Source organism: Pedobacter metabolipauper (assembly GCF_004362715.1).
Lineage (GTDB): Bacteria > Bacteroidota > Bacteroidia > Sphingobacteriales > Sphingobacteriaceae > Pedobacter > Pedobacter metabolipauper.
Genome location: NZ_SNYC01000005.1, coordinates 372218 through 393685, shown reverse-complemented (window position 1 = coordinate 393685; position 21468 = coordinate 372218). Strand labels below are relative to the sequence as shown.

General features: G+C 41.1%; 16 protein-coding genes. 12 read left to right on the top strand and 4 right to left on the bottom strand.

The annotated features are described in order from the left end of the window. Window positions 1–32 precede the first annotated feature (32 nt). The 4 genes from ATK78_RS14065 to ATK78_RS14050 are packed head-to-tail and all read left to right on the top strand — an operon-like array spanning window position 33 to window position 3490. Window positions 33–617, top strand: a complete 585-nt coding sequence (locus tag ATK78_RS14065; protein WP_133576754.1) for a precorrin-2 dehydrogenase/sirohydrochlorin ferrochelatase family protein — start codon at window positions 33–35, stop codon at window positions 615–617. Further along, the gene (locus ATK78_RS14060; protein ID WP_133576753.1) at window positions 617–1321 is read left to right on the top strand and encodes a phosphoadenylyl-sulfate reductase; all 705 of its coding nucleotides are present in this window, start codon (window positions 617–619) and stop codon (window positions 1319–1321) included. The genes ATK78_RS14065 and ATK78_RS14060 overlap by 1 nt, the downstream gene beginning before the upstream one ends. 12 nt (window positions 1322–1333) lie before the next feature. Then, window positions 1334–2239 carry a sulfate adenylyltransferase subunit CysD gene (cysD, locus tag ATK78_RS14055; RefSeq protein ID WP_133576752.1) on the top strand — a complete coding sequence of 302 codons (906 nt, stop codon included), beginning with the start codon at window positions 1334–1336 and terminating at the stop codon, window positions 2237–2239. After that, the gene (locus tag ATK78_RS14050; RefSeq protein ID WP_133576751.1) at window positions 2240–3490 is read left to right on the top strand and encodes a sulfate adenylyltransferase subunit 1; all 1251 of its coding nucleotides are present in this window, start codon (window positions 2240–2242) and stop codon (window positions 3488–3490) included. Window positions 3491–4078: 588 nt separating this feature from the next. Here the strand turns inward: ATK78_RS14050 and ATK78_RS14045 are convergent. Both ATK78_RS14045 and ATK78_RS14040 read right to left on the bottom strand, forming a co-directional pair. Continuing rightward, on the bottom strand, window positions 4079–4909 hold the full coding sequence (locus ATK78_RS14045) for a hypothetical protein (protein ID WP_133576750.1): 831 nt from the start codon (window positions 4907–4909) through the stop codon (window positions 4079–4081). 97 nt (window positions 4910–5006) lie between these two features. After that, window positions 5007–5291, bottom strand: a complete 285-nt coding sequence (locus tag ATK78_RS14040; protein WP_133576749.1) for a hypothetical protein — start codon at window positions 5289–5291, stop codon at window positions 5007–5009. A gap of 266 nt (window positions 5292–5557) precedes the next feature. On the opposite strand from ATK78_RS14040, the gene ATK78_RS14035 reads away from it, so the two are divergent. Both ATK78_RS14035 and ATK78_RS14030 read left to right on the top strand, forming a co-directional pair. Further along, complete coding sequence (locus tag ATK78_RS14035; protein ID WP_133576748.1) at window positions 5558–6964, top strand: glycogen synthase; 1407 nt, start codon at window positions 5558–5560, stop codon at window positions 6962–6964. Between the two features lie 11 nt (window positions 6965–6975). Next, window positions 6976–8247: a glucose-1-phosphate adenylyltransferase gene (locus ATK78_RS14030; protein WP_133576747.1), complete on the top strand. Its 1272-nt coding sequence runs from the start codon at window positions 6976–6978 to the stop codon at window positions 8245–8247. Between the two features lie 108 nt (window positions 8248–8355). Here the strand turns inward: ATK78_RS14030 and ATK78_RS14025 are convergent, their stop codons facing one another. Then, window positions 8356–9714 carry a sensor histidine kinase gene (locus tag ATK78_RS14025; RefSeq protein ID WP_133576746.1) on the bottom strand — a complete coding sequence of 453 codons (1359 nt, stop codon included), beginning with the start codon at window positions 9712–9714 and terminating at the stop codon, window positions 8356–8358. Beyond that, window positions 9714–11087, bottom strand: coding sequence for a sigma-54-dependent transcriptional regulator (locus tag ATK78_RS14020; RefSeq protein ID WP_133576745.1), 1374 nt, complete (start codon window positions 11085–11087; stop codon window positions 9714–9716). Before ATK78_RS14020 ends, ATK78_RS14025 begins: the two co-directional genes overlap by 1 nt. Window positions 11088–11264: 177 nt before the next feature. Between ATK78_RS14020 and ATK78_RS14015 the strand changes: the two genes are divergently transcribed. The 6 genes from ATK78_RS14015 (at window position 11265) to ATK78_RS13990 (ending at window position 21456) form a co-directional block, all read left to right on the top strand. After that, complete coding sequence (locus tag ATK78_RS14015; protein ID WP_133576744.1) at window positions 11265–12509, top strand: efflux RND transporter periplasmic adaptor subunit; 1245 nt, start codon at window positions 11265–11267, stop codon at window positions 12507–12509. Window positions 12510–12772: 263 nt separating this feature from the next. After that, entirely contained in the window at window positions 12773–13471 is a 699-nt protein-coding gene (locus ATK78_RS14010) for an ABC transporter ATP-binding protein (protein WP_133576743.1), read from the top strand. Window positions 13472–13514: 43 nt separating this feature from the next. Further along, a complete protein-coding gene (locus ATK78_RS14005; RefSeq protein ID WP_133576742.1) occupies window positions 13515–15887 on the top strand; it encodes an ABC transporter permease in 2373 nt (790 codons plus the stop codon). A 26-nt stretch (window positions 15888–15913) separates the two neighbouring features. Further along, complete coding sequence (locus ATK78_RS14000; RefSeq protein ID WP_133576741.1) at window positions 15914–18301, top strand: ABC transporter permease; 2388 nt, start codon at window positions 15914–15916, stop codon at window positions 18299–18301. Window positions 18302–18323: 22 nt separating this feature from the next. Beyond that, on the top strand, window positions 18324–19001 hold the full coding sequence (locus tag ATK78_RS13995) for an ABC transporter ATP-binding protein (protein WP_133576740.1): 678 nt from the start codon (window positions 18324–18326) through the stop codon (window positions 18999–19001). 37 nt (window positions 19002–19038) lie between these two features. Next, the gene (locus ATK78_RS13990; protein WP_133576739.1) at window positions 19039–21456 is read left to right on the top strand and encodes an ABC transporter permease; all 2418 of its coding nucleotides are present in this window, start codon (window positions 19039–19041) and stop codon (window positions 21454–21456) included. Window positions 21457–21468 lie beyond the last annotated feature (12 nt).

Below are 21468 nucleotides of genomic sequence, written 5' to 3'. Positions count from 1 at the left end.
GTATTAAGAATAATTAATTAAATAGAACAAAGATGGAAGGCAACCAGTTATTCCCGGTTTTTTTAAAGCTAAATCAGCTGCACACCGTTGTGATCGGGGCTGGTCCTGTTGGCTTGGAGAAACTAACCGCACTATTAAGCAATAGTCCGGCGGCAAGAATAACTGTGATCGCTGCAGAGGTGATCGGGGAAGTCAGAGATTTCATCACCGCCTTTCCGCAGGTAACCCTTTTACAAAAGAATTTTGAGCCCCACGACTTAAACGAAGCCAATCTCGTAGTGGCAGCAACAAACAACAATGAACTGAATGCAGAGATCAAAGTTGCCGCGAAACTTAGGGGATTACTCATTAATGTAGCTGACAAACCAGAGCTTTGTGATTTTTACCTGGGCTCTATTGTTCAAAAGGGAGACCTTAAAATTGCCATATCTACCAATGGTAAATCGCCCACTATTGCAAAAAGATTAAAAGAAGTACTTAATGAGGGTATTCCAAATGAACTTGATGATACCCTGCAGCAGATGAATGCTCTGAGAAACTCATTGCAGGGTGATTTTAGTTCGAAAGTAAAAAAGTTAAATGAGGTAACGGAGATCCTGACTAAGAATTTAAAATAATGAAAACGCATTTGATCACACTTGCCGAGAAAATAAAGGATCTGGATCCGGTTGATGCCCTGCGGTTTTTTGCAGAAGCATATCCGGGTAAGATTGTTTTCTCCACCAGCTTTGGCTGGGAAGATCAGGTAATTACACATATGATCTTCGCCAATAATATTCCCATTGAAGTATTCACCCTGGAAACCGGACGCTTATTTCCTGAAACCTATTATGTATGGAACCGGACACTGGAGATCTATAAAAAGCCCATCCTTGCCTATCACCCAAAAGCAGAGGCCCTGCAGGAAATGGTAAATAAAAAAGGCCCGAATAGCTTTTATGAATCTGTAGAGAACAGGAAAGAATGCTGCGGGATCCGTAAGCTTGAACCCCTAAAGCGGGCATTAAATGGAAATAAATGCTGGATTACAGGGATCCGCTCCGAGCAATCCTTAAACAGGAATGACATGAGTAACCTGGAATGGGATGAGCAAAACCAGCTCATTAAATTTCATCCCATATTCTTCTGGTCGCTTGAAGATGTAAAAGCATACATCAAAGAAAATAATATTGTTTACAATACTTTACACGATAAGGGATTTCCAAGCATAGGTTGTGCGCCATGCACCAGGGCCGTTCGTGAAGGCGAAGACTTTAGAGCCGGACGCTGGTGGTGGGAAGACCAATCGAAAAAAGAATGCGGCTTACACGCCACAACATAATTGAAGCAGAACATGAGTAAGTATAACTTAGATTATTTAGACGAATTAGAAGCCGAGGCCATCCATATCTTACGCGAAGTTGCCGGGCAGTTTGAAAAACCGGCCCTGCTGTTCTCCGGCGGTAAGGATTCTATCACCCTGGTTCGGTTGGCTGAAAAAGCATTCCGTCCAGGTAAGTTCCCCTTTCCCCTGGTACATATCGATACCGGCCATAACTTTCAGGAAACCATCGATTACCGTGATAAAATGGTGGCACGCATCGGTGAGAAGCTGATCGTTGGACACGTACAGGAATCTATCGATCAGGGTAAGGTAGTGGAGCAGAAAGGAAAAAATGCCAGCCGCAATGCACTGCAGACCGTTACCTTATTAGATACCATTGCTTTACATGGTTTTGATGCCTGCATCGGCGGCGCACGCAGAGATGAAGAAAAGGCAAGGGCCAAAGAACGGATCTTCTCCGTAAGAGATGAATTCGGACAGTGGGATCCCAAACGGCAGCGTCCGGAATTGTGGAACATCTATAACGGAAAGATCCACAAGGGTGAAAACGTTCGTGTGTTCCCAATCAGCAACTGGACCGAACTGGATGTATGGAACTATATTCGCAGAGAAAATATTGAGCTGCCATCTATCTATTTTGCGCACAATCGCGATGTCATTACCCGCAACGGACAGCTTATGGCTGCTTCCCCATTTCTGAATATGGATGATGACGATATCGTATCGCACAAAAAAGTACGTTTTCGTACCGTCGGCGATATGAGTTGTACCGCCGCAGTAGAGTCTGACGCCGATCAGATCGATGATATTATCAATGAGATCAGTGCATCAAAAATTAGTGAACGCGGAGCCCGCATGGACGATAAAGTGTCTGAAGCTGCAATGGAAGACCGCAAAAAAGGAGGATACTTTTAAATGAATATACTTAAATTTTTTACAGCAGGTAGTGTTGATGATGGTAAAAGTACGCTTATTGGCCGGTTATTATATGATACCGGCTCTATTCTGGCGGATCAGCTTGAAGCCCTGCAGCAATCAAACCGTAAGAACGACGACGGAACCATTGACCTGGCCATATTAACAGACGGCCTCCGCGCAGAACGTGAGCAGGGAATTACCATTGACGTGGCTTACAAATATTTTCAAACTGAAAAGCGGAAATTCATCATTGCCGATACCCCAGGCCATATCCAGTACACCAGAAACATGGTTACCGGAGCCTCAACAGCAAAGCTGGCTATTATTCTTGTCGATGCCAGAAATGGCATAATTGAACAGACCATCCGCCACTCTTACCTCGTTTCCTTATTGGGCATAGAACACGTAGTGGTATGCCTTAATAAAATGGATATGGTTGGATATAGCGAGACAGTTTTCAATGCCATTACTGATAAATACAAAGTTCTTGCTGCAGAACTAAACTTAAAAGAGGTAACCTTTATTCCCGTTAGCGCACTAAAAGGCGATAACGTGGTTAACAATTCCGAACATATGGAATGGTACCAGGGAACAAGCCTCCTTAATTTTCTGGAAACTGTTGATGTTGACAACAAATCTGATTATAACCTGGCCAGGATGCCGGTACAGTGGGTAGTGAGACCTCAAACGGATGAACTGCATGATTACCGTGGATATGCCGGCAGGGTACTTAGTGGTTCCTTTAGCGTAAATGACCGCGTAACCGCATTGCCATCCGGAAGCAGTTCTACCATTGAAAGAATAGAGATCTTTGACCAGAAACCGTTAGAAGTATATGCTGGTCAGTCGGTAACACTCCATCTTAAAGATAATATTGACATTAGCCGTGGAGATGTGTTGGTAAACTCCGATCATTTGCCTCAAAATTCACAATTAATAGAAGCAGACATTTGCTGGATGGATACCCGTCCTTTTGATGAAAGTATTACTTATCTGCTGCAGCACAATAGTAAAATAACGAAATGTAAGATCAGGGAGATCATCTACAAAGTAGATATCAATACGCTTGAAAAACAGGATGCGTATGATTTTAAACTGAATGACATTGGCCGGGTAATTTTGAAAACGGCAGAAGAGCTGGCATTTGATTTCTATACCGATAATAAAGCCAATGGAGCAGCAATACTGATCGACAGCAGAACTAATTTAACTGTTGCTGCACTGATGTTCAGAAATATAGCGGATTAATTTAGTATCCCTTTAAAAAAATCAATTCCTACGCTGTGGCTGGAATAATCCCGACGAAGAGTCGGAATGAATCCTAGGCCCCATCGCAGTAGAATTGATTTTTTTATACGGGTAATATTTCAGACCGTTAGGAGTAAAAGATTAGCTTATTAATATCGTTCCCTTTAAAAAAATCAATTCCTGTGCTGTGGCTGGAATAATCCCGATGAAGAGTCGGAATGAATCCTATGCCCCATCGCAGTAGAATTGATTTTTTTATGCGGGTAATATTCCAGACTGTTAGGAGTAAAAGATTAACTTATTAATATCGTTCCCTTTAAAAAAATCAATTCCTGTGCTGTGGCTGGAATAATCCCGATGAAGAATCGGAATGAATCCTATGCCACATCGCAGTAGAATTGATTTTTTTATACGGGTAATATTTCAGACTGTTAGGCGTAAAATTAAACGAACCTTTAAAGTTGGCTTGTAAAACCGGGATGATTCCTGATTAGTTTTTTGGAGATTGCTTTAGTAGGTTACCTGATTGGTTTAGATGATTACCCTGGCAATTCCTGTTTGGTCGGCGAATTACCAGGCAATTTCTTGTTATTTTTTGGAATTATTTTCCAAAGCATTTGTCGCGGTAACAGTACCAGCAACAATACCAACTACAGCAATACCAGTCATTGCTTTACCATATCCGGTTTGGGTACGGGTATAGAATACATTGGGGCTTTTGTCTTTGTAAGCAGATAAGTAACCGGGTCTAACTGTTGTTTTAACTGATTTAGAGATATAGAATTGTTTATCGTAGCTGAAAGGTTTTTCAATATTGTCGGTTTTCGAAAATAAGGTTAGATAGCTTCTGAATTTAACAGGAGAATTATCGGGTGTAAAGTTACCTGCTTTTGCTACAATCTCCCGGCTCGTATAGGTATTGTTTAAAGATTCAACATCATTGAGCATACTGTCCGGAAGGTTTTTGGAAAAAGGACTTTCAACAAATAGGGTAGTAGTTTCAATTTTCGACTGAGGGGGGATAAAGCTGATCTCTTTTTTGGCATCTATTTTTCCATTGACAGTACCATCAGAAAAACTTAACTCTCTTCCATTCCAGGAAGTAGCAGACAGGTCGCCGGTAAAGGCTACTTTTTCCGGAACATAGCTATACGTATTGTTCTCAAATATTAAAGATGATTTTGACCAGTCAACATAAATGGGAACAGTTAATTTATTTTGAACTGTGATTTGAACAGGCGCGTTTTCTCCAAAGAAGTTGTATGTGATCTGTACCGTGTCATTTTCAAGGATAAACTTTCCGGTTTTTTCATCTTTAGGAATATTAACACCGCTAACGGTATTGATGTAATATTTCGAGCAGGAACTCAGGCCAAAAATACAAATAGCAATTAAGCTAAGGTTGAGGATGTTTTTCATATAAGTTATAATTGTGTGTGCTGTCAATTTAGGGAATTACTTTTGGAACAATAATCGGTAACGGGATTTTTACACCATTGATATTCAGGATACTTAGTTAGGATTTACACATCAGAAAAATTAATTCTTCTGCAATGGGGCCTGGGATTCGTCCGGGTTCTTCATCGGGGGTTATTCCAGCCGTAGGGATCGCCTCCTGATTTTCCAAAATAGCCTTCTCGCAAAAAATCAATTCTTCTGCAATGGGGCCTGGGATTCGTCCGGGTTCTTCATCGGGGTTATTCCCGGCGTTGGGTTTTGCTTCTTTTTTTCCAAAAATAGTCTTCTCGAAAAAAATCAATTCTTCTGCGATGGGGTCTGGGATTTCCTCCTGATTTTCCAAAAATAGTCTTCTCGAAAAAAATCAATTCTTCTGCGATGGGGTCTGGGATTTCCTCCTGATTTTTCCAAAAATAGTCTTCCCGCAAAAAATCAATTCTTCTGCAATGGGACCTAGGATTCATTCCGATTCTTCATCGGGATTATTCCAGTCCCAGCGCAGGAATTGATTTTTAAGAAGACGATTTTATGTAAAATTTTATTATTATTTCATCAAACTATTTGCAATGGTTATTGTAATACCTAATTTGAGATGCTTTAATAGGATTTATGGAAATTATACACCTCAGTGCAGAATGTTATCCCATTGCTAAGGTTGGTGGTTTAGGTGACGTAGTCGGCGCACTGCCAAAATATCAAAACAAATTAGGTCATGTAGCCAAAGTAGTAATGCCAGCTTATCAGACCAAATTCTTACAGGAGAATGAGTTTGAAGTTTGTTACGATGGCTGGGGTAAACTCGGCTTTCAGAATTTCCCGGTCCGCATCTTCAGGGAAAAAACAAATAAGCTGGGCTTTGACCTGTACCTGGTTCATATTGCAGGGCTAATGGACAGGGAAAAAGTTTATGGGTATGACGATGATACTGAACGTTTTCTAGCCTATCAGATTGCTGTTTTGGATTGGATCTCACAATGGGAACACCGTCCGGATGTAATCCATTGTCATGATCACCATACTGGGCTTGTTCCTTTCATGACTGCCAACTGCGTTCAATACCGGCACCTAAGCCAGATCCCTACCGTTTTGACCATTCATAATGCACAATACCAGGGACAGTTTGGCTGGGATAAGCTGCATTATCTTCCGGCATTTGATGCCTGGAACGCAGGACAGTTAGGTTGGAAAGATTCAATCAATCCACTTGCTTCGGCTATAAAATGTGCCTGGAAGATCACAACAGTTTCCCCAAGTTACCTGGACGAGATCAGTTATAATGCCAACGGACTGGAAAGTTTGCTGGCGCAGGAGCGCGGTAAATCGGTCGGGATTCTCAATGGCATTGACAATGAAGTATGGAACCCGGCAACCGACCCAATGCTTCCTAAAAATTTTGCAATACGAACGCTGGAAAATGGAAAAAGAGCAAACAAAGAAGCCCTGTGCAGTGTTTTTAATCTAAATGCTGATAAACCCTTGTTTACTTTTATTGGAAGGCTTGTAGGAGAAAAAGGAGCCGACCTCTTACCAGAAATATTTTATCATGCCCTGAATAATAACAGGGGAGAGCTGAATATTCTTGTTCTAGGATCCGGAGACCCAGAGGTTGAAACGAGACTCGAACAATTAAAACCAAGCTTTCCAGGGAATTACAATACATATATTGGATATAACGAACAGTTGTCACATCAAATTTATGCCGGTGCTGACTTTTTACTGATGCCAAGCAGGGTTGAACCTTGTGGTTTAAACCAAATGTATGCGTTGCGATATGGAACCATCCCAATCGTTAGAAGAATAGGCGGTTTAAAAGATACGGTAGTAGATATAGGTGATGGAGGATTTGGAATTTGTCACGACCAAAGCAGCGTTTGGGATGTTGGCCATGCAATTTGGAGAGGAATGGAATTGTTTAAGGATAAGAAGAGAAGTAAAGAGATACGTAAATTTATGATGCAACTGGATCATTCCTGGGATAGGGCCGCACAGCAATACATTGATTTGTACCAAATATAATAAACATAGATATGACTGAAAAAGTACTGGGTGTAATTCTTGGCGGAGGTCAGGGATCTAGATTAGCACCATTAACACAAACACGATCAAAGCCGGCAGTACCCATTGCAGGTAAATACAGGCTGGTAGATATTCCAATCTCCAACTGCATCAATTCAGGCATCCATAGAATGTTTGTCCTGACGCAGTTTAACTCTGCCTCATTAAATAAGCACATTAAAAATACCTACTATTTTAGCCCCTTTAGTTCGGCTTTTGTAGATATCCTTGCTGCAGAGCAAACACCTGAAAATCCAACCTGGTTCCAGGGAACAGCCGATGCGGTACGCCAAACTATGCACCACTTATTAAATCATGAGTTTGAATACGTATTGATCCTGTCGGGAGATCAGCTGTATCAAATGGATTTTAATGAAATGGTAAATGCGCATATAGAAAGTGGTGTTCAGATTACACTGGCAACCATTCCGGTAAACGCAAAAGATGCCCCAAGCTTTGGAATTTTAAAGGCAAATGAAGAAAACATCATCACCTCATTTATAGAGAAACCTAAAACTGAGTTATTGGTAGACTGGTCTTCCGATACAGGTCCGGAGATGCAGGCAGAAGGAAGGGATTACCTGGCTTCTATGGGGATCTACATCTTTAACCGGGAACTTCTAATCAAGATCTTTTCAGAAAATGAACACGAGAAGGATTTTGGTAAAGAGATTATTCCAAGGATGCTGAATACCTATGATGTACTGAGTTATCAGTATGAAGGGTACTGGACAGACATTGGAAATATATCTTCATTCTTTGAAGCGAATCTTGGCTTAACTGATGATATTCCAAAGTTCAACCTGTTCGATAGCAATCACAGCATCTTTACAAGGGCAAGAATGCTTCCTCCATCTAAGATATTGGGAACAACGCTGGATAAAACCATCATTGCAGAAGGTTGTATTCTGCAGGCAGAGAGCATTAAGCACTCCGTAATTGGGATAAGGGCACGTATAGGAACCGGAACAAGCATTAAAAGCTGTTATATCATGGGCAGTGATAAATACCAAACGCTGATAGAAATTGCTGAAGAGGTTGCAGATCATAAACCATTGATCGGTATTGGCGACAGGTGTGAGATTGAAAATGCAATCATCGATAAGAACTGCAGGATCGGTAACGATGTCAAAATTATTGGCGGCTCACATCTTTCGGATAGAGACCACGAGTGGTATACGGTTAAAGATGGTATTGTCGTTGTAAAGAAGGGTGCAGTTATTCCAGATGGTACAGTCATCTAATTTAGGTCTGAAATTAGAGTCAATTGGCGAGAGGATCATATGAACGAACAGAGAACAATGGCAATCTATCTAATCGCTGTAATCAACAAAGCTTAAATTAATTGCAGCCTAATCGTACTTAAATACCAAAGAAAAAGTGGTCCGTTCAAAAGGGATGGAGTTTACTTCAATGCTTCCCTGATGGATCTTCATAATGTTTCGGGTAATGGTTAAGCCAATACCCGAACCATTTTTCCGGGTTGTATAAAAGGGAACAAAGATCTTTTCTATCAGATCAGGCTCAATACCCTTCCCATTATCACTTACTTCTAAATACAACCGGTTTTGGCCCAGGCGGTAAGAGATCTCTATAGCAGGAAGTTCCACATCATCCAGCGCATGGATACTATTCGTAACGAGGTTGATCAATGCCTGCTCAATCAATTTTAAGTCAATCTGGATACTGATCTTTGATGAAGTTTGATCAACCTTAAGCAGGATGTTCTTTCCGCTGGCAAAAGGATGCATCAGGATCTTAATGTGTTTTAAAATCTCTCCAATGGTATGGTATTCCAAATCGGGGGTTGGCAGTTCAGCAATCAGCCTGTAATCTTTAACAAAGTCCAGTAAACCTTCAGATCTTCTTTTAATGGTCTGAATAGCCGGTTTAAGATCCTCCAGTTCTTCATAATTTAAAACTTGTTTGTCGTGGATCATGCTGTTCACCGTATCCGATAAAGAACTAATGGGTGTAATGGAATTTAAGATCTCATGAGAGATCACACCAATGAGCCGGTTCCAGGCTTCAGATTCCTTCTGTTCAATTTCATCCTTAATATTCTGGAAAGAAATAATGGTATAATCCGTTTGGTATAAATTTAACGGAATAACTTCTGTAGACAGTTGGATCAGCTTGTCCTGGATCTTAAGCTCTATAAACCGCTTACCGCCTTTTCCAATTCTTTTAATTTCCTGGGCAAACTGCGGGATATGCTGACTCAATCGGTGCCAGTACTTGTAGGCAGGTACATTGAGCAGGTTTACAGCAGCCTGGTTAAAAAAAACGATCTCGGCTTGCCGGGCATCCTCCTCATTATTCTTGATCACGATTACGCCTGCAGGAACTTGTTCCAGGATGGTCTTAATTAATTGGAACATGGAGTCTTTCTCCAGCTGAATGTCTTTGTGGATCTGTATGATCTCATTAAAGGACTCGTAAAGTTCCGGGAAGCTTCCCTTGGTGGCTTTGTTTTTAAAGTTTAATGTGCCATCCCTTGTTTTAACGGCCAAAATAAACCGCTTGATATCGTCCCTGATCTGGTTGATGTAAAAATAAAGGCTAAAAAGAAAAGCGATCAGTAAAATGCTTACCCCGGTAATGGTAAACCACAATTGGGTATTCCTGATCAGGTAGATCAGCAGAATGGCCGTGGCATTGATAACCAGCAGCCGGAATAATAAACGAAAGGTAAATCGGTTATAAAACATTACAGGTTAAATTTTTCGATACGTCTGTACAATGCAGCACGGGTTAGACCCAGATCGGCCGCTGCCCTGGATATATTTCCCTTGTTCTTATCGATAGCCTTTTGAACCATTAACTTTTCCATCTCTTCCAAACCCATATCCGTTTGAATGGGAGCGGAATTACTGCCAAATTTCTGCGGACTCAATTGCAGGTCATTTACACCAATCTCTATCCCATCAGCCATAATAACTGCACGTTCAACCACATGCTGAAGTTCGCGTACATTACCCGGCCAATAATAATTTAGCAGAACGTTCTCCGCTTTTTCATCGAAGTTAAGAATGCTTTTATGGTATCTGGTACTAAAGGTACTCAAAAAATGATTGGCCAAAACCAGGATATCGGTCCCACGCTGGGCCAAAGGAGGAAGTACCAGTTCTACCGTATTGATCCTGAACAGCAGATCCTGTCTAAAAGTACCTTTGTTCACCATTTCATTCAGCGGCATATTGGTGGCGGTAATCAGGCGCACATTAATTTTACGCTCTTTACTTTCTCCCAGTCTGTTCACCGTACGGTTCTGGATCACACTGAGTAGTTTAGCCTGCAGGGGCAGAGAGAGGTTGCCAATCTCATCCAGAAAGATCGTACCGCCTTCGGCCATCTCAAACCTTCCCGGTTTATCGTCTTTGGCATCGGTAAAAGCACCTTTAGCATAGCCGAAAAGCTCACTTTCAAAAAGGTTTTCGTTTAAAGAACCAAGGTCGACATGCATGAAGATCTGGTTTTTTCGGTTTGAGAGCTTGTGCAGCTCATAGGCAAAAACCTGTTTTCCAGTTCCATTCTCGCCAAGGATCAATACATTGGCATCAGTAGGGGCAACCTTAACCAGCGTATTCTGCAATTGCATAATGGGTTGAGAGTTTCCAAGAATATTCTCAAACTGCCTGTTGAGATCCTTTTGAAGTGACGAATGGATCTTCTCTAATTTCTTGACCTTTTTATTCGATTGTCTTAAACGGGAGGCTGCAGATAACGTAGCGAACAGCTTCTCATTCTCCCAGGGTTTAAGGATAAAATCTGTAGCCCCCTTTTTAATCGCCTGAACAGCAAGCTCAACGTTTCCATAGGCAGTCATCAATACCACCACATGATCTTTATCAATAGATAAGATATGTTCCAGCCAGTAAATACCTTCCCGTCCATCACTCGCGCCTTTCTGGTAATTCATATCCAGTAAGATGATATCAATCTCATTCCGGCTCAATAGCACATTGATCTCCCGTGGTGATTTGCAGGTGATTACCTGCTTAAAATGCTGCTTTAAAAATAACCTGGCGCTGAGCAGAATGTCATCGTCATCGTCAATTACCAATACATTTGAATCTATCATAAAAGAAGTTAACACATCAAAAATAGTAAAAGTGTTCGGGGATGTACAGTGACTGTCCGATTGTGAACAGTGTTGTGGTGTTAAATTATGTAATCAATTGATAATTAGCTATATAAAATGTATTTTTTGATTGGCATACGCTTAGCTTATGCAATTCAGTAAGCACAAAGATTTAGAATGGACAAAATAATAAAGAAGAAGCAGTTTAATAAGAAGACGATACTCATACTTGCAGGTGCGGTGCTTTTTGCAGGTCTTGTTGCCTATGGTTACAGCCTCTCATTAAATAAAGTATATAAGGCCGAAGCAGATAAGCTGACCATAAGTAAAGTAGCGTATGGTGATTTTGAAGATGTTGTTTTATTAAATGCCAGTGTAGTTCCGCTAACCTCTGTGATTATCAGTTCACCAGAAGGGGGAACAGTAGCTGAGATCTTTACAGAAAACGGAGCGAGTGTAGTTAAGGGAACACCATTGCTGCGGATCACCAATCCGAATGCCCTGTCAGGTTATACTTCAAGTGAAACCAGTATTATCGAACAGATTAACCAGTTGCGCAAGCTTAGGTTGGATCTGGAACAAAACCAGCGGGTAATGGGACAGGATATGATGGAAATAGAAAACAGTTTAAGAACGGCCACCCGTAAGTTTAAGGTTGATAGTGTATTGTACGCTAAAAAGGTGATTACCCTTCAGGAATATAACATTTCTACCCAGGACTATGAATATTTCCAGGGCCGCAAAAAGATTTTGAGAGAGGCCGTTAAGCAGGAAAATCAAAGCAGGGTAATGCAGCTTCAGCAAATAGATTTTTCCATTGGAAGAATGAATGAAAGTCTGGCAACCATCCGTCAGAATATTGAGAATATGACCATTAAAGCACCGGTAGCAGGTCGCCTTTCCTCTTATGATCCGATCATCGGTAAATCTTATGGCGGAAATGAAATGCTTGGAAAAATAGATGTAATGCAAGGGTACAAACTGCAGGCAGGAGTAGATGAATATTATATCAACCGCGTAAAAGAGGGCCAGACGGCCAATTGCGAATTTAATGGAAAGGTATACAAGCTGGTCGTTAAAAAGGTGATTCCGGAAGTTACTTCCGGACAATTTCAGGTAGAGCTGACATTTGAAGATAAATCGCCGGAAGAGTTAAGAAGGGGCTTGTCGCTCCAGGTAAAACTAACCTTGTCTGATAACAGTAAATCGTTGCTTTTGGCACAGGGTCAGTTCTTTCAAAGTACAGGAGGATCATGGGTATTTGTATTGAAAGATGGAAAAGCAACCCGTAGAAATGTAAAGATCGGACGCAAGAATTATTTGTATTATGAAGTTTTAGAAGGACTTCAGAAAGATGAAGAAGTGATTACCTCATCATATGACCAGTTTAGTCAATACGATATTATTGAAGTGGGTAATTAGCAGTTGAGTTTATACGGGCTAATTATAGATTGATATCGCAACCGGGTAATAAAAAGTGATGGAGAAAATTGGTAATAGAACGAAAATTGTAACTAAAAGTGTGAATGGATCAATGCCGTAATTAGAATGAACAATTAAAAATGAGTGATTAGTAGTTAGTTAATAGTTAGGTAAGAAAGGACTTCTCTGTTTGTAGCGAGCAGTAGTCCTTCTTATCATTTAAAAAATAACAGCAATAAAGACAACCAACAAAAAATATAACCATGATAAAAATTGAGAATCTGGAAAAAGTTTACAAAACCGAGGAGATAGAAACAACCGCTCTGAACGGGATCAATCTTCATGTTAAAGAAGGAGAATTTGTTTCCATAATGGGACCTTCGGGCTGTGGTAAATCTACCTTACTAAATGTAATGGGATTATTGGATAAACCCGAAAGCGGCAGTTATAAGTTTTTAGAAACGGAATTATTAAAACTTAACGACAGGGAGCGCTCCAACTTCAGAAAGCGAAACATGGGTTTCGTGTTTCAAAACTTTAACCTGATTGATGAGCTTACTGTTTTTGAAAACATTGAGCTGCCTTTAATCTATAATAAGATCCCTTCAGCAGAACGCAAAAAACTGGTAAATGAGATCATTGAACGGATGAACATTGTAAACCGGAGCGGTCACTTTCCGCAACAGCTTTCAGGTGGTCAGCAGCAACGTGTAGCAGTTGCCAGGGCTTTAGTTACCAAACCAAAGCTGGTACTTGCAGATGAGCCAACGGGGAACCTGGATAGCGCTCACGGTAATGAGGTAATGGAATTGCTTTGCGAACTTAATGAGACCGGTACAACCATTGTCATGGTAACACACTCCTCACACGATGCAAGCTTTTCTAACCGGATCATCAATTTAAAGGATGGTCATGTGATTTCAGAAAAGATAAACAAAGGAAAAACAGAAGAACTGATCTGATCAATTAATTGATGCCCAATGATTAACCTTAACCAACCGAACGATGTTTAAATTAAACTTAAAAATCGCCCTGCGTAACCTTTGGAAAAACGGAGGTATTACTTCGATCAATGTAGGTGGACTTGCCATTGCATTAGCGGCTTTCATACTGGTCATGATGTATGTAACCTACGAGACTACTTTTGATAAAGGGAACCCAAATTACGATAACATTTATATCGTGGGCAGGACTATGCCAGAGTTTAAAACCAATTATACACCACCACCCCTGGGAAAGGCCATTAAGCAAAATTTCCCGGAAGTAATGGCAGTAGGAACCTTAAAAAAGGGTGGCTTTGAATTCGCCATCAGCAGTGATGCAAATACAGCGTTTGCCAGCAATTACCTGATGGTTGATTACGAAGCGGCAAAAATGCTTCAACTGCTGCCAAATGAGGAACTGGCCAAGCCAGCGAATGAAGAAGGAATCCTGTTCTTTTTGGCAAAAGAAAGTATGATGACCTTATTTCCTAAAAAGAAGGATGACAAGCCAGAACTGGTAACGCTTGGAAGCAAAGCGGCCGGACAAACAGCTGAAGTTAAGGGAACAATATCGGTTAATAAGCACTCCAATGTTACATTTGATGCACTGTCGGTTCGGAAAGAACTTGGAAAGAATGAAAATTACGGATATAATAATTACAACACCTACATACAGGTAAAATCCGGAACAGACATAGCTGCCCTGGAACAAAAGATCAATACACTTTATAAGAACGAATTGATCAAAGATGGCCAGGATGTAAGTACAGACCGGTATAAACAAACCACCATCTTTTTAGATCCTTTGAAAAACCAGCATTTAAAACCAATGGCAGGAAATAATGCAGCTTATAAAGTTCTGATCGCTTTATCAGTTCTGGCCATGCTTATCTTATTAATTGCCTGCATCAATTTCACCAATCTGAGTATAGCTCAGGCTACCAAAAGAGCGAAAGAAGTTGGTGTAAAGAAAGTACTGGGTGTTTACCGTTACCAGTTAACCTTTCAGTTCTTAACCGAAATTTTAATGCAGTGTGTGGTTGCTACGATACTGGGCCTGCTGATTGCAGAACTGCTAATGCCTAAATTTAATGCCCTGTTTAACGTTTCTTTGAGCATTTGGAGTGCAAACAATGCACTTTTATATCAATTGCCGCTGATCCTGCTGGCCATCACCTTTATAGCAGGCATCTATCCGGCTATGGTACTTTCCGGATTTAAGCCTTCTTTGGTTTTGAAAGGTAATTTTCAGACCAGCAGAAATACCTATTGGCTTCGTAACAGCCTGCTGATCGTTCAGTTTAGCGTAGCAGTGATCTTTATTACCAGCTTACTGATCATCAGTACCCAGCTTAAATATATGCGTACCCAGGATGTTGGCTTTAATGCCAACCAGGTGGTTTACATTAAAAACATCATGATGTTTAGTGATCCCCGGGTTTTTGAGCCGGTAAGGCAGAAGATTATGAGAATACCGGGTATAAAATCTGTAACTGTGGCCACCGGTATACCAGATGGATCTGAAAATGGCTCCAATGGTTACACCGTAAATGGGGTAGAAGCCAGCATAGACTTTCTGGATGTCGACTTTGATTATTTTGAGACCCTGGACATCAAACTAGCGGATGGCAGGTTCTTTAATAAGGCCTTTAAAACCGATACAGCCAATTCTGCGATTATCAATGAATCTGCGGCAGCTAAATATGGCCTGACAGATCCAATTGGTAAAACGATCAGGGGCTGCAGCATGGATTATAAAATAGTAGGTGTGGTTAAAGATTTTAAAGCACAGGGCTTTGAAACCCCGGTACAGCCTACTTTGTATTCCATCAAAAATCCATGCGGCAATGCGAAGACCCAGCTGATGCTTAAAATTGATCAGGATCAAATGAGCGAAGCAATAGCCACCTTAAAAGCACAATGGCCGGATATCAATAAGATGGATGGCGATAACTTCCGGTATTACTTTTTAAATGACCTGTACGGTAAATTATTTCAAAAACAGGAACAATTGCAGTCTGTATTCTTTGCCGCTGCGCTATTAACCATATTCATCGCCACACTCGGTTTGTTTGCATTTGCGAAATACATGACCAATAACCGGATGAAGGAGATTGCAGTCCGCAAGGTATTAGGGGCCAGTGATGTGCAGATCCTTAAATTGTTAAACAGCTCTTTCTTTGCGATGGTAATTATTGCCAATTGTATTTCATGGCCGCTGGCTTATGTATTAACCAAAAAATGGCTGGAAACATTTGCATACCGAATAGATATACCGGTATTACCTTTTCTGATCAGTGCTGCGGTCACCATTTTGTTAACGGTACTCACTGTAAGTATCCAGGCTGCTAAAGCGGTAAAAGCGAATCCGGTTAATGCATTAAAATATGAATAGTTTATCTAATCCTAAACCAAACCAAGATGTTTAAGCTCAACTTAAAAATTGCCCTGCGCAACCTATGGAAAAATAAGGGCTACACCCTGATCAATATTCTGGGTCTCTCTATTGGAATGGCAAGTTGTATCCTGATCTTTATTTTTATCAGGTTTCAGCTTAGCTTTGATGAAGGTTACAGGAATGAAGACCGGATTTACCGGATCGTTTCTAAATGGGAGTATCCAAATGGAGAAGATTTCTCTCAGGGGGTACCAATACCACTGGCAGCAGCGGCAAGAAATGATTTTGCCGGAATAGAGAAAGTAGCGGCGGTGCAGCGGAGCGGTGGTATTGTAAATGTGAAAGATGAATCTGGTAAGGATGTCATTAAAAGTGATGAACGGATCTACTATACCCAGCCTGATTTTTTTGAGATCTTTGATGTTAAATGGCTTTTTGGTAACCCCAAACAAACGCTGACCGATCCAAACCAGGCAGCCCTGTCTCAAAGTATAGCCACCCGGTTTTTTGGCTCTGCAGAAAAGGCTGTTGGCAAGAATATTACTTTCAATAAAAAGGATCTAAAAATAACCGGTGTATTTAAGGATATGCCGGAGAATAGCAGCCTTCCGTTTCAAATTGTTGCCAGTTATGCTACGTTCAGTGACCGCGATAGTAAAAGCTGGGGGCACGTATCATCCAGGTCTGAATGTTATATGATGCTGAAAGAAGGCGTAGCCATAAAAGATCTTGATGGCCCAATGGATCAGTTCAACAAAAAATACTATAAGGACAACGACGAAGCAGGCAGACAGCTGCATGGTTTTCAGCACCTGAGGGATATCCATTTTAATGAGCGTTATGGAAACTATTCAAATACGACAACACCTAAAAGTCAGCTGTACGGATTGGCGATAATCGGATGTTTTCTGATCATTACGGCATGCATCAATTTCATAAACCTGGCTACGGCACAAGCGGTAAGCAGGTCTAAGGAAGTTGGCGTTCGTAAAGTAATGGGCAGTAAACGCAAACAATTGATTGTTCAGTTCTTAAGTGAAACCTTAACGATCAGCCTGATGGCCCTGCTAATTGCTTGTGTGCTTACGGAGTTTGCTTTGCCGCACATGCAGCAGCTTTTTGATAATAAAATTTCATTCAGCCTGTTTGAACATCCGGTTATCTTTGTTTTTCTGACTGTTTTGGTATTTATTGTAAGCACGCTTGCCGGATTTTATCCTGCATTGGTGATGTCTGGCTTTAGTCCGGCGTTGGCCATAAAAAATAAAGTATCTGTAAATTCAGGAAGTTTAAGTCTGCGGAAGATCCTGGTGGTTGTACAATTTGCCATCACCATCATTTTGATCATAGGAACGCTGGTTATTCTAAATCAAATGGAATATGTGCGCAAAAAACCATTGGGATTTAATTCAGGTGCGGTAGCCATTGTCTATGCACCAGGAGATAGCCTGAGCAGGCTTAAATACAATACGTTTAAAGAGCGGGTACTGCAAATTCCAGGCGTGCAGGGATTAAGTTATTGTCAGATTGCACCATTATCCGGAGATGTGTCAGAAGTGAGCTTTTCTTTCGATGGCAAAGACAACAAAGATTTCCAGATCCGGAAATCTGCTGCCGATGAGAATTATTTTAAACTGTTCGATCTGAAGCTGATTGCAGGAAAGGTGTTTTTGAAGAGTGATACACTAAATGGTTATGTGGTAAATGAGATGTTTCTTAAAAAGCTGAACATTAAAAACCCACAGGATGCAATTGGTAAGCTGCTGAGTGCAAATGACCGTAAAGCCCCTATAGTAGGCGTAATGAAAGACTTTAATGATCTGTCATTAAAGCAGAGCATATCACCGCTCGTTATTTATCCGGAAAAATCAGATTACTACAATATGGCCATCCGGGTAGATGAAAAGGAAATGATGCCGGCCATGAAAAAGGTAGAAGCCTTATGGAGCACTACTTTTTCGGATTATATATACGATGGTCAATTTGTTGACGATAGCATCAATAGCTTTTACGATGGGGAACGGATTACCGGAACACTGTTTAAAGTATTTGCAGGTGTGATCATTTTTATTTCCTTTATCGGGCTATTCGGACTGATTTCTTATGTGGCTACGCAGCGCAGCAGGGAAGTAGCGATCAGGAAGGTTTTGGGTGCATCCACTTACGACCTGGTTAAAATGCTCAATGGATCATTCTTGCTCATGGTATTCATTGCAAACCTGGTTGCCTGGCCATTGGCTTACATCTTTGTATCCAAATGGCTCTCAGGCTTTGTGTACCGGATAGATCTTAGTATCTGGCCGTTCATAATAGCCATGTTCATCTCCATGGCCATTACCCTGATTACAGTAAGCCTGCGGTCGTACCGGGCAGCAAGTGCAAACACGATCGATGCGTTAAAATACGAATAATAGAAAAGATAAAAATAATTTGATGATAGCCTTAAAAGACATAGAAAAATATTACGCCAGCAAAGGAGTTAAAAGCTACATTTTACGTCACGTAAGTACCGTGATCAACCAGGGAGAATTTGTCTCTATCATGGGGCCATCAGGTGCAGGTAAATCAACTTTACTTAACATCATTGGTATGCTGGAAGAACCAACTTATGGTGAATATAAGTTTATGGACGAAGATGTGATCTCCCTGAGTGAGCGGAAACGGATTGAACTATACCGGAACCACATTGGCTTTGTATTCCAGGCCTATCACCTGATTGATGAAATGACCGTGGCAGAGAACATAGAAGCCCCGCTATTGTATAAAAAAGTAGGAGGCTCAGAGCGTAAAAGCCGGGTAGCGGATATGTTAGACCGTTTTAATATGGTAGGGAAGAAAGACCTTTTTCCAAGCCAGTTATCCGGCGGACAGCAGCAACTTGTTGGAATAGCACGCGCATTGGCAGCACAGCCTTCTATTATACTTGCAGATGAGCCAACAGGCAACCTGCAGTCTGCACAGGCCCTGCAAATTATGGAACTGTTTAAAAAATTGAATAAAGAAGATGGGATAACCATTATCCAGGTTACCCATTCTGAAGTAAATGCCGCATATGGAAGCCGGATCCTCCACTTGCTGGATGGAGTAATCAAGGAGGATGTAAGGCTTTAATAAAAACGAAACTAAACCACCAAACCACGTTAAGCTCATGTTTAAACTCAATCTCAAAATTGCATTTAGAAACCTGTTCAAGAACAAGGTGTATGCAGCCATTAACATTGGCGGTCTGGCTATTGGCCTGACCGCTTTTATCTTGCTGTTGCTTTTCATTAACCACGAAAGCGATTACGATAAATGGGACCCTGAATTGAGTAAGATCTACCAGATCAGGGAGAAACATGACTTTTTTACGCCAGACAATAAGCAATACTGGCAAGAAGCTGTGGAGTCCAGAATAGGAGCGCTGACCAGGGAAAAAATCCCCCAGTTTAAGCACGTTACAAAAGTGGACCGCATCTGGGGAAATGGTTTTTCTGTAAAAATAGCAAACGCAGACCCAATTATGGTGACAGATTTTAGGGATGCCGATTCTGCATTCTTCAAAGTATTTCCATATCAGTTTGTACAAGGAGATCAGCTAACTGCTTTAAATGAGCCAAATACCATGGTTCTGAAGAAAAAAATGGCAGTCCGGCTTTTTGGAACAGATAAAGTAGTTGGTAAAGAAGTTAAGGTGGTCATGTGGCGAAATGATAAAGGAAGATCCTTTAAAATAACAGGCGTGGTACAAGAACCATCAACACCAGAAAGTGTAGACATTAATGCGATCATGCATACCGGCGACAGGGATAAAGATCCAGAAAGTATCAGTAACTCTAATTACTGCTCTGTTTATGGGCTGGCAGGAAATATTCTGGATACCACAGCGATGAATAAAACCTTGCAGCGCATTTATGTAGATTATAAAAAATCATCTTTTACCCAGCGGAAAATCACTTATGATGATTATTATAAAAATGGAAAAGTTCCGGGATTAAAGCTGGTTCCATTGCAGGAAACCCACGCCAATCCGCCCTTTGTAAATGGTTGGCTGCAAAAGATTAAGCCAGTTATTGCGCTTTCCATCTTCTTATTACTGGTGTCGGTCATCAACTTTGTGAACCTGGCCACAGCCCAATCGGTACAGCGGGCCAAGGAAGTAGGGGTAAAGAAGGTATTGGGATCATACCGGAAACAGCTGGTTAACCAGTTTCTTTTTGAGTCGGCCATTCAGAGTCTATTGGCCTTATTTATCAGTATCGTTCTCGTAGAGTTATGCTTGCCTTCCTTTAATGCACATTTTGATGTAACCTTAAGCTTTTGGCACAGCAACCAGTTGATTGGTATTGCGCTTCAGTTAATCGGGGTGTTTGTTGTTGTGACTTTGCTGGCAGGTCTCTATCCGGCGGTGGTTCTTTCTAACTATAACCCGGTATCTGTGTTAAAAGGCAATTACGAACGCGGTTTTAAAGGACTGGCATTACGGAATGGATTGGTTGTAGTCCAGTTTATCATTGCAGTTACCTTTATGATTTCTATAGGGGTGATGCACCTTCAAACCAGTTACGTAGCCAATAAAGATCTTGGCTTTGACCGGAGCAAACTGATCAATATTCAGACAAATTATGAGGATGACTTTGCCAACCGCATTAAAAAGATACCTGGGGTGCAGTATGTAGCTACCACCACCCAGGTGATGGGAAATACGTTTAACGTGCCAGAAGAAATTACTTACAACAACCAGGTTTACAATGTAAATACCGTCACGGTTAGTATGGACGCTCTCTCTGCTTTGGGGGTTCAGGTGGTAAGTGGAAGGATCTTTTCCTCTGAATATGGGCAGGATACGGTGAATACCGTTGTGCTCAATCAGGCTGCCGCTAATTTGATGGGTAAAAATTTGGTTGGCAAGCAATATGATATCATCAGTGAAAAGGAAAAGTATACCTTCCAGATCGTTGGGATCATTAAAGATTACCACAATGAGGGATTTGATAAGACGGTTATTCCAACAGTTTATAAAGCCAATGATCTGGGGGGAACCTCAAATACAAATAACCTGCTAATCCGGTTTAACACCTCAAATTACCAGGACATCGTAAAAAAGATAGAAGCTGAATGGAAAAGGCTGTATCCAGATTTCCCAATGCAGTATGTTACGGTAGAAGATGCTTTTCAAAAAGAATTGGAATCAAGCCGCAGGCTGATGCAAATGGTGGTATTGTTCAGCATCATATCTGTAATACTTTCTCTTCTTGGTCTGTTTGCATTGGCTACATTCCTGGCAAAAAGGAAGACCAAAGAAATAGCGATCCGTAAAATACTGGGCGCATCAGACTTTCAGATTATCAATATGCTGAACCGCTCTTTCCTCATTCTGGTTTTGTTCGCAAATATAACCAGCTGGCCCATTGCATATATTTTAACCCGCAAGTGGCTGGAAGGTTTTGCCTACCGGATAGATATGCCATTTCTGCCTTTCCTTGCGGCTACTGTTCTGTCTGTTGTTGTGGCCGTATTCACCATTACGCTGCAGGCGAGAAAGGCTGCAATAAGTAACCCTGTTGACTCACTAAAATACGAATAGATCTATAAAAGC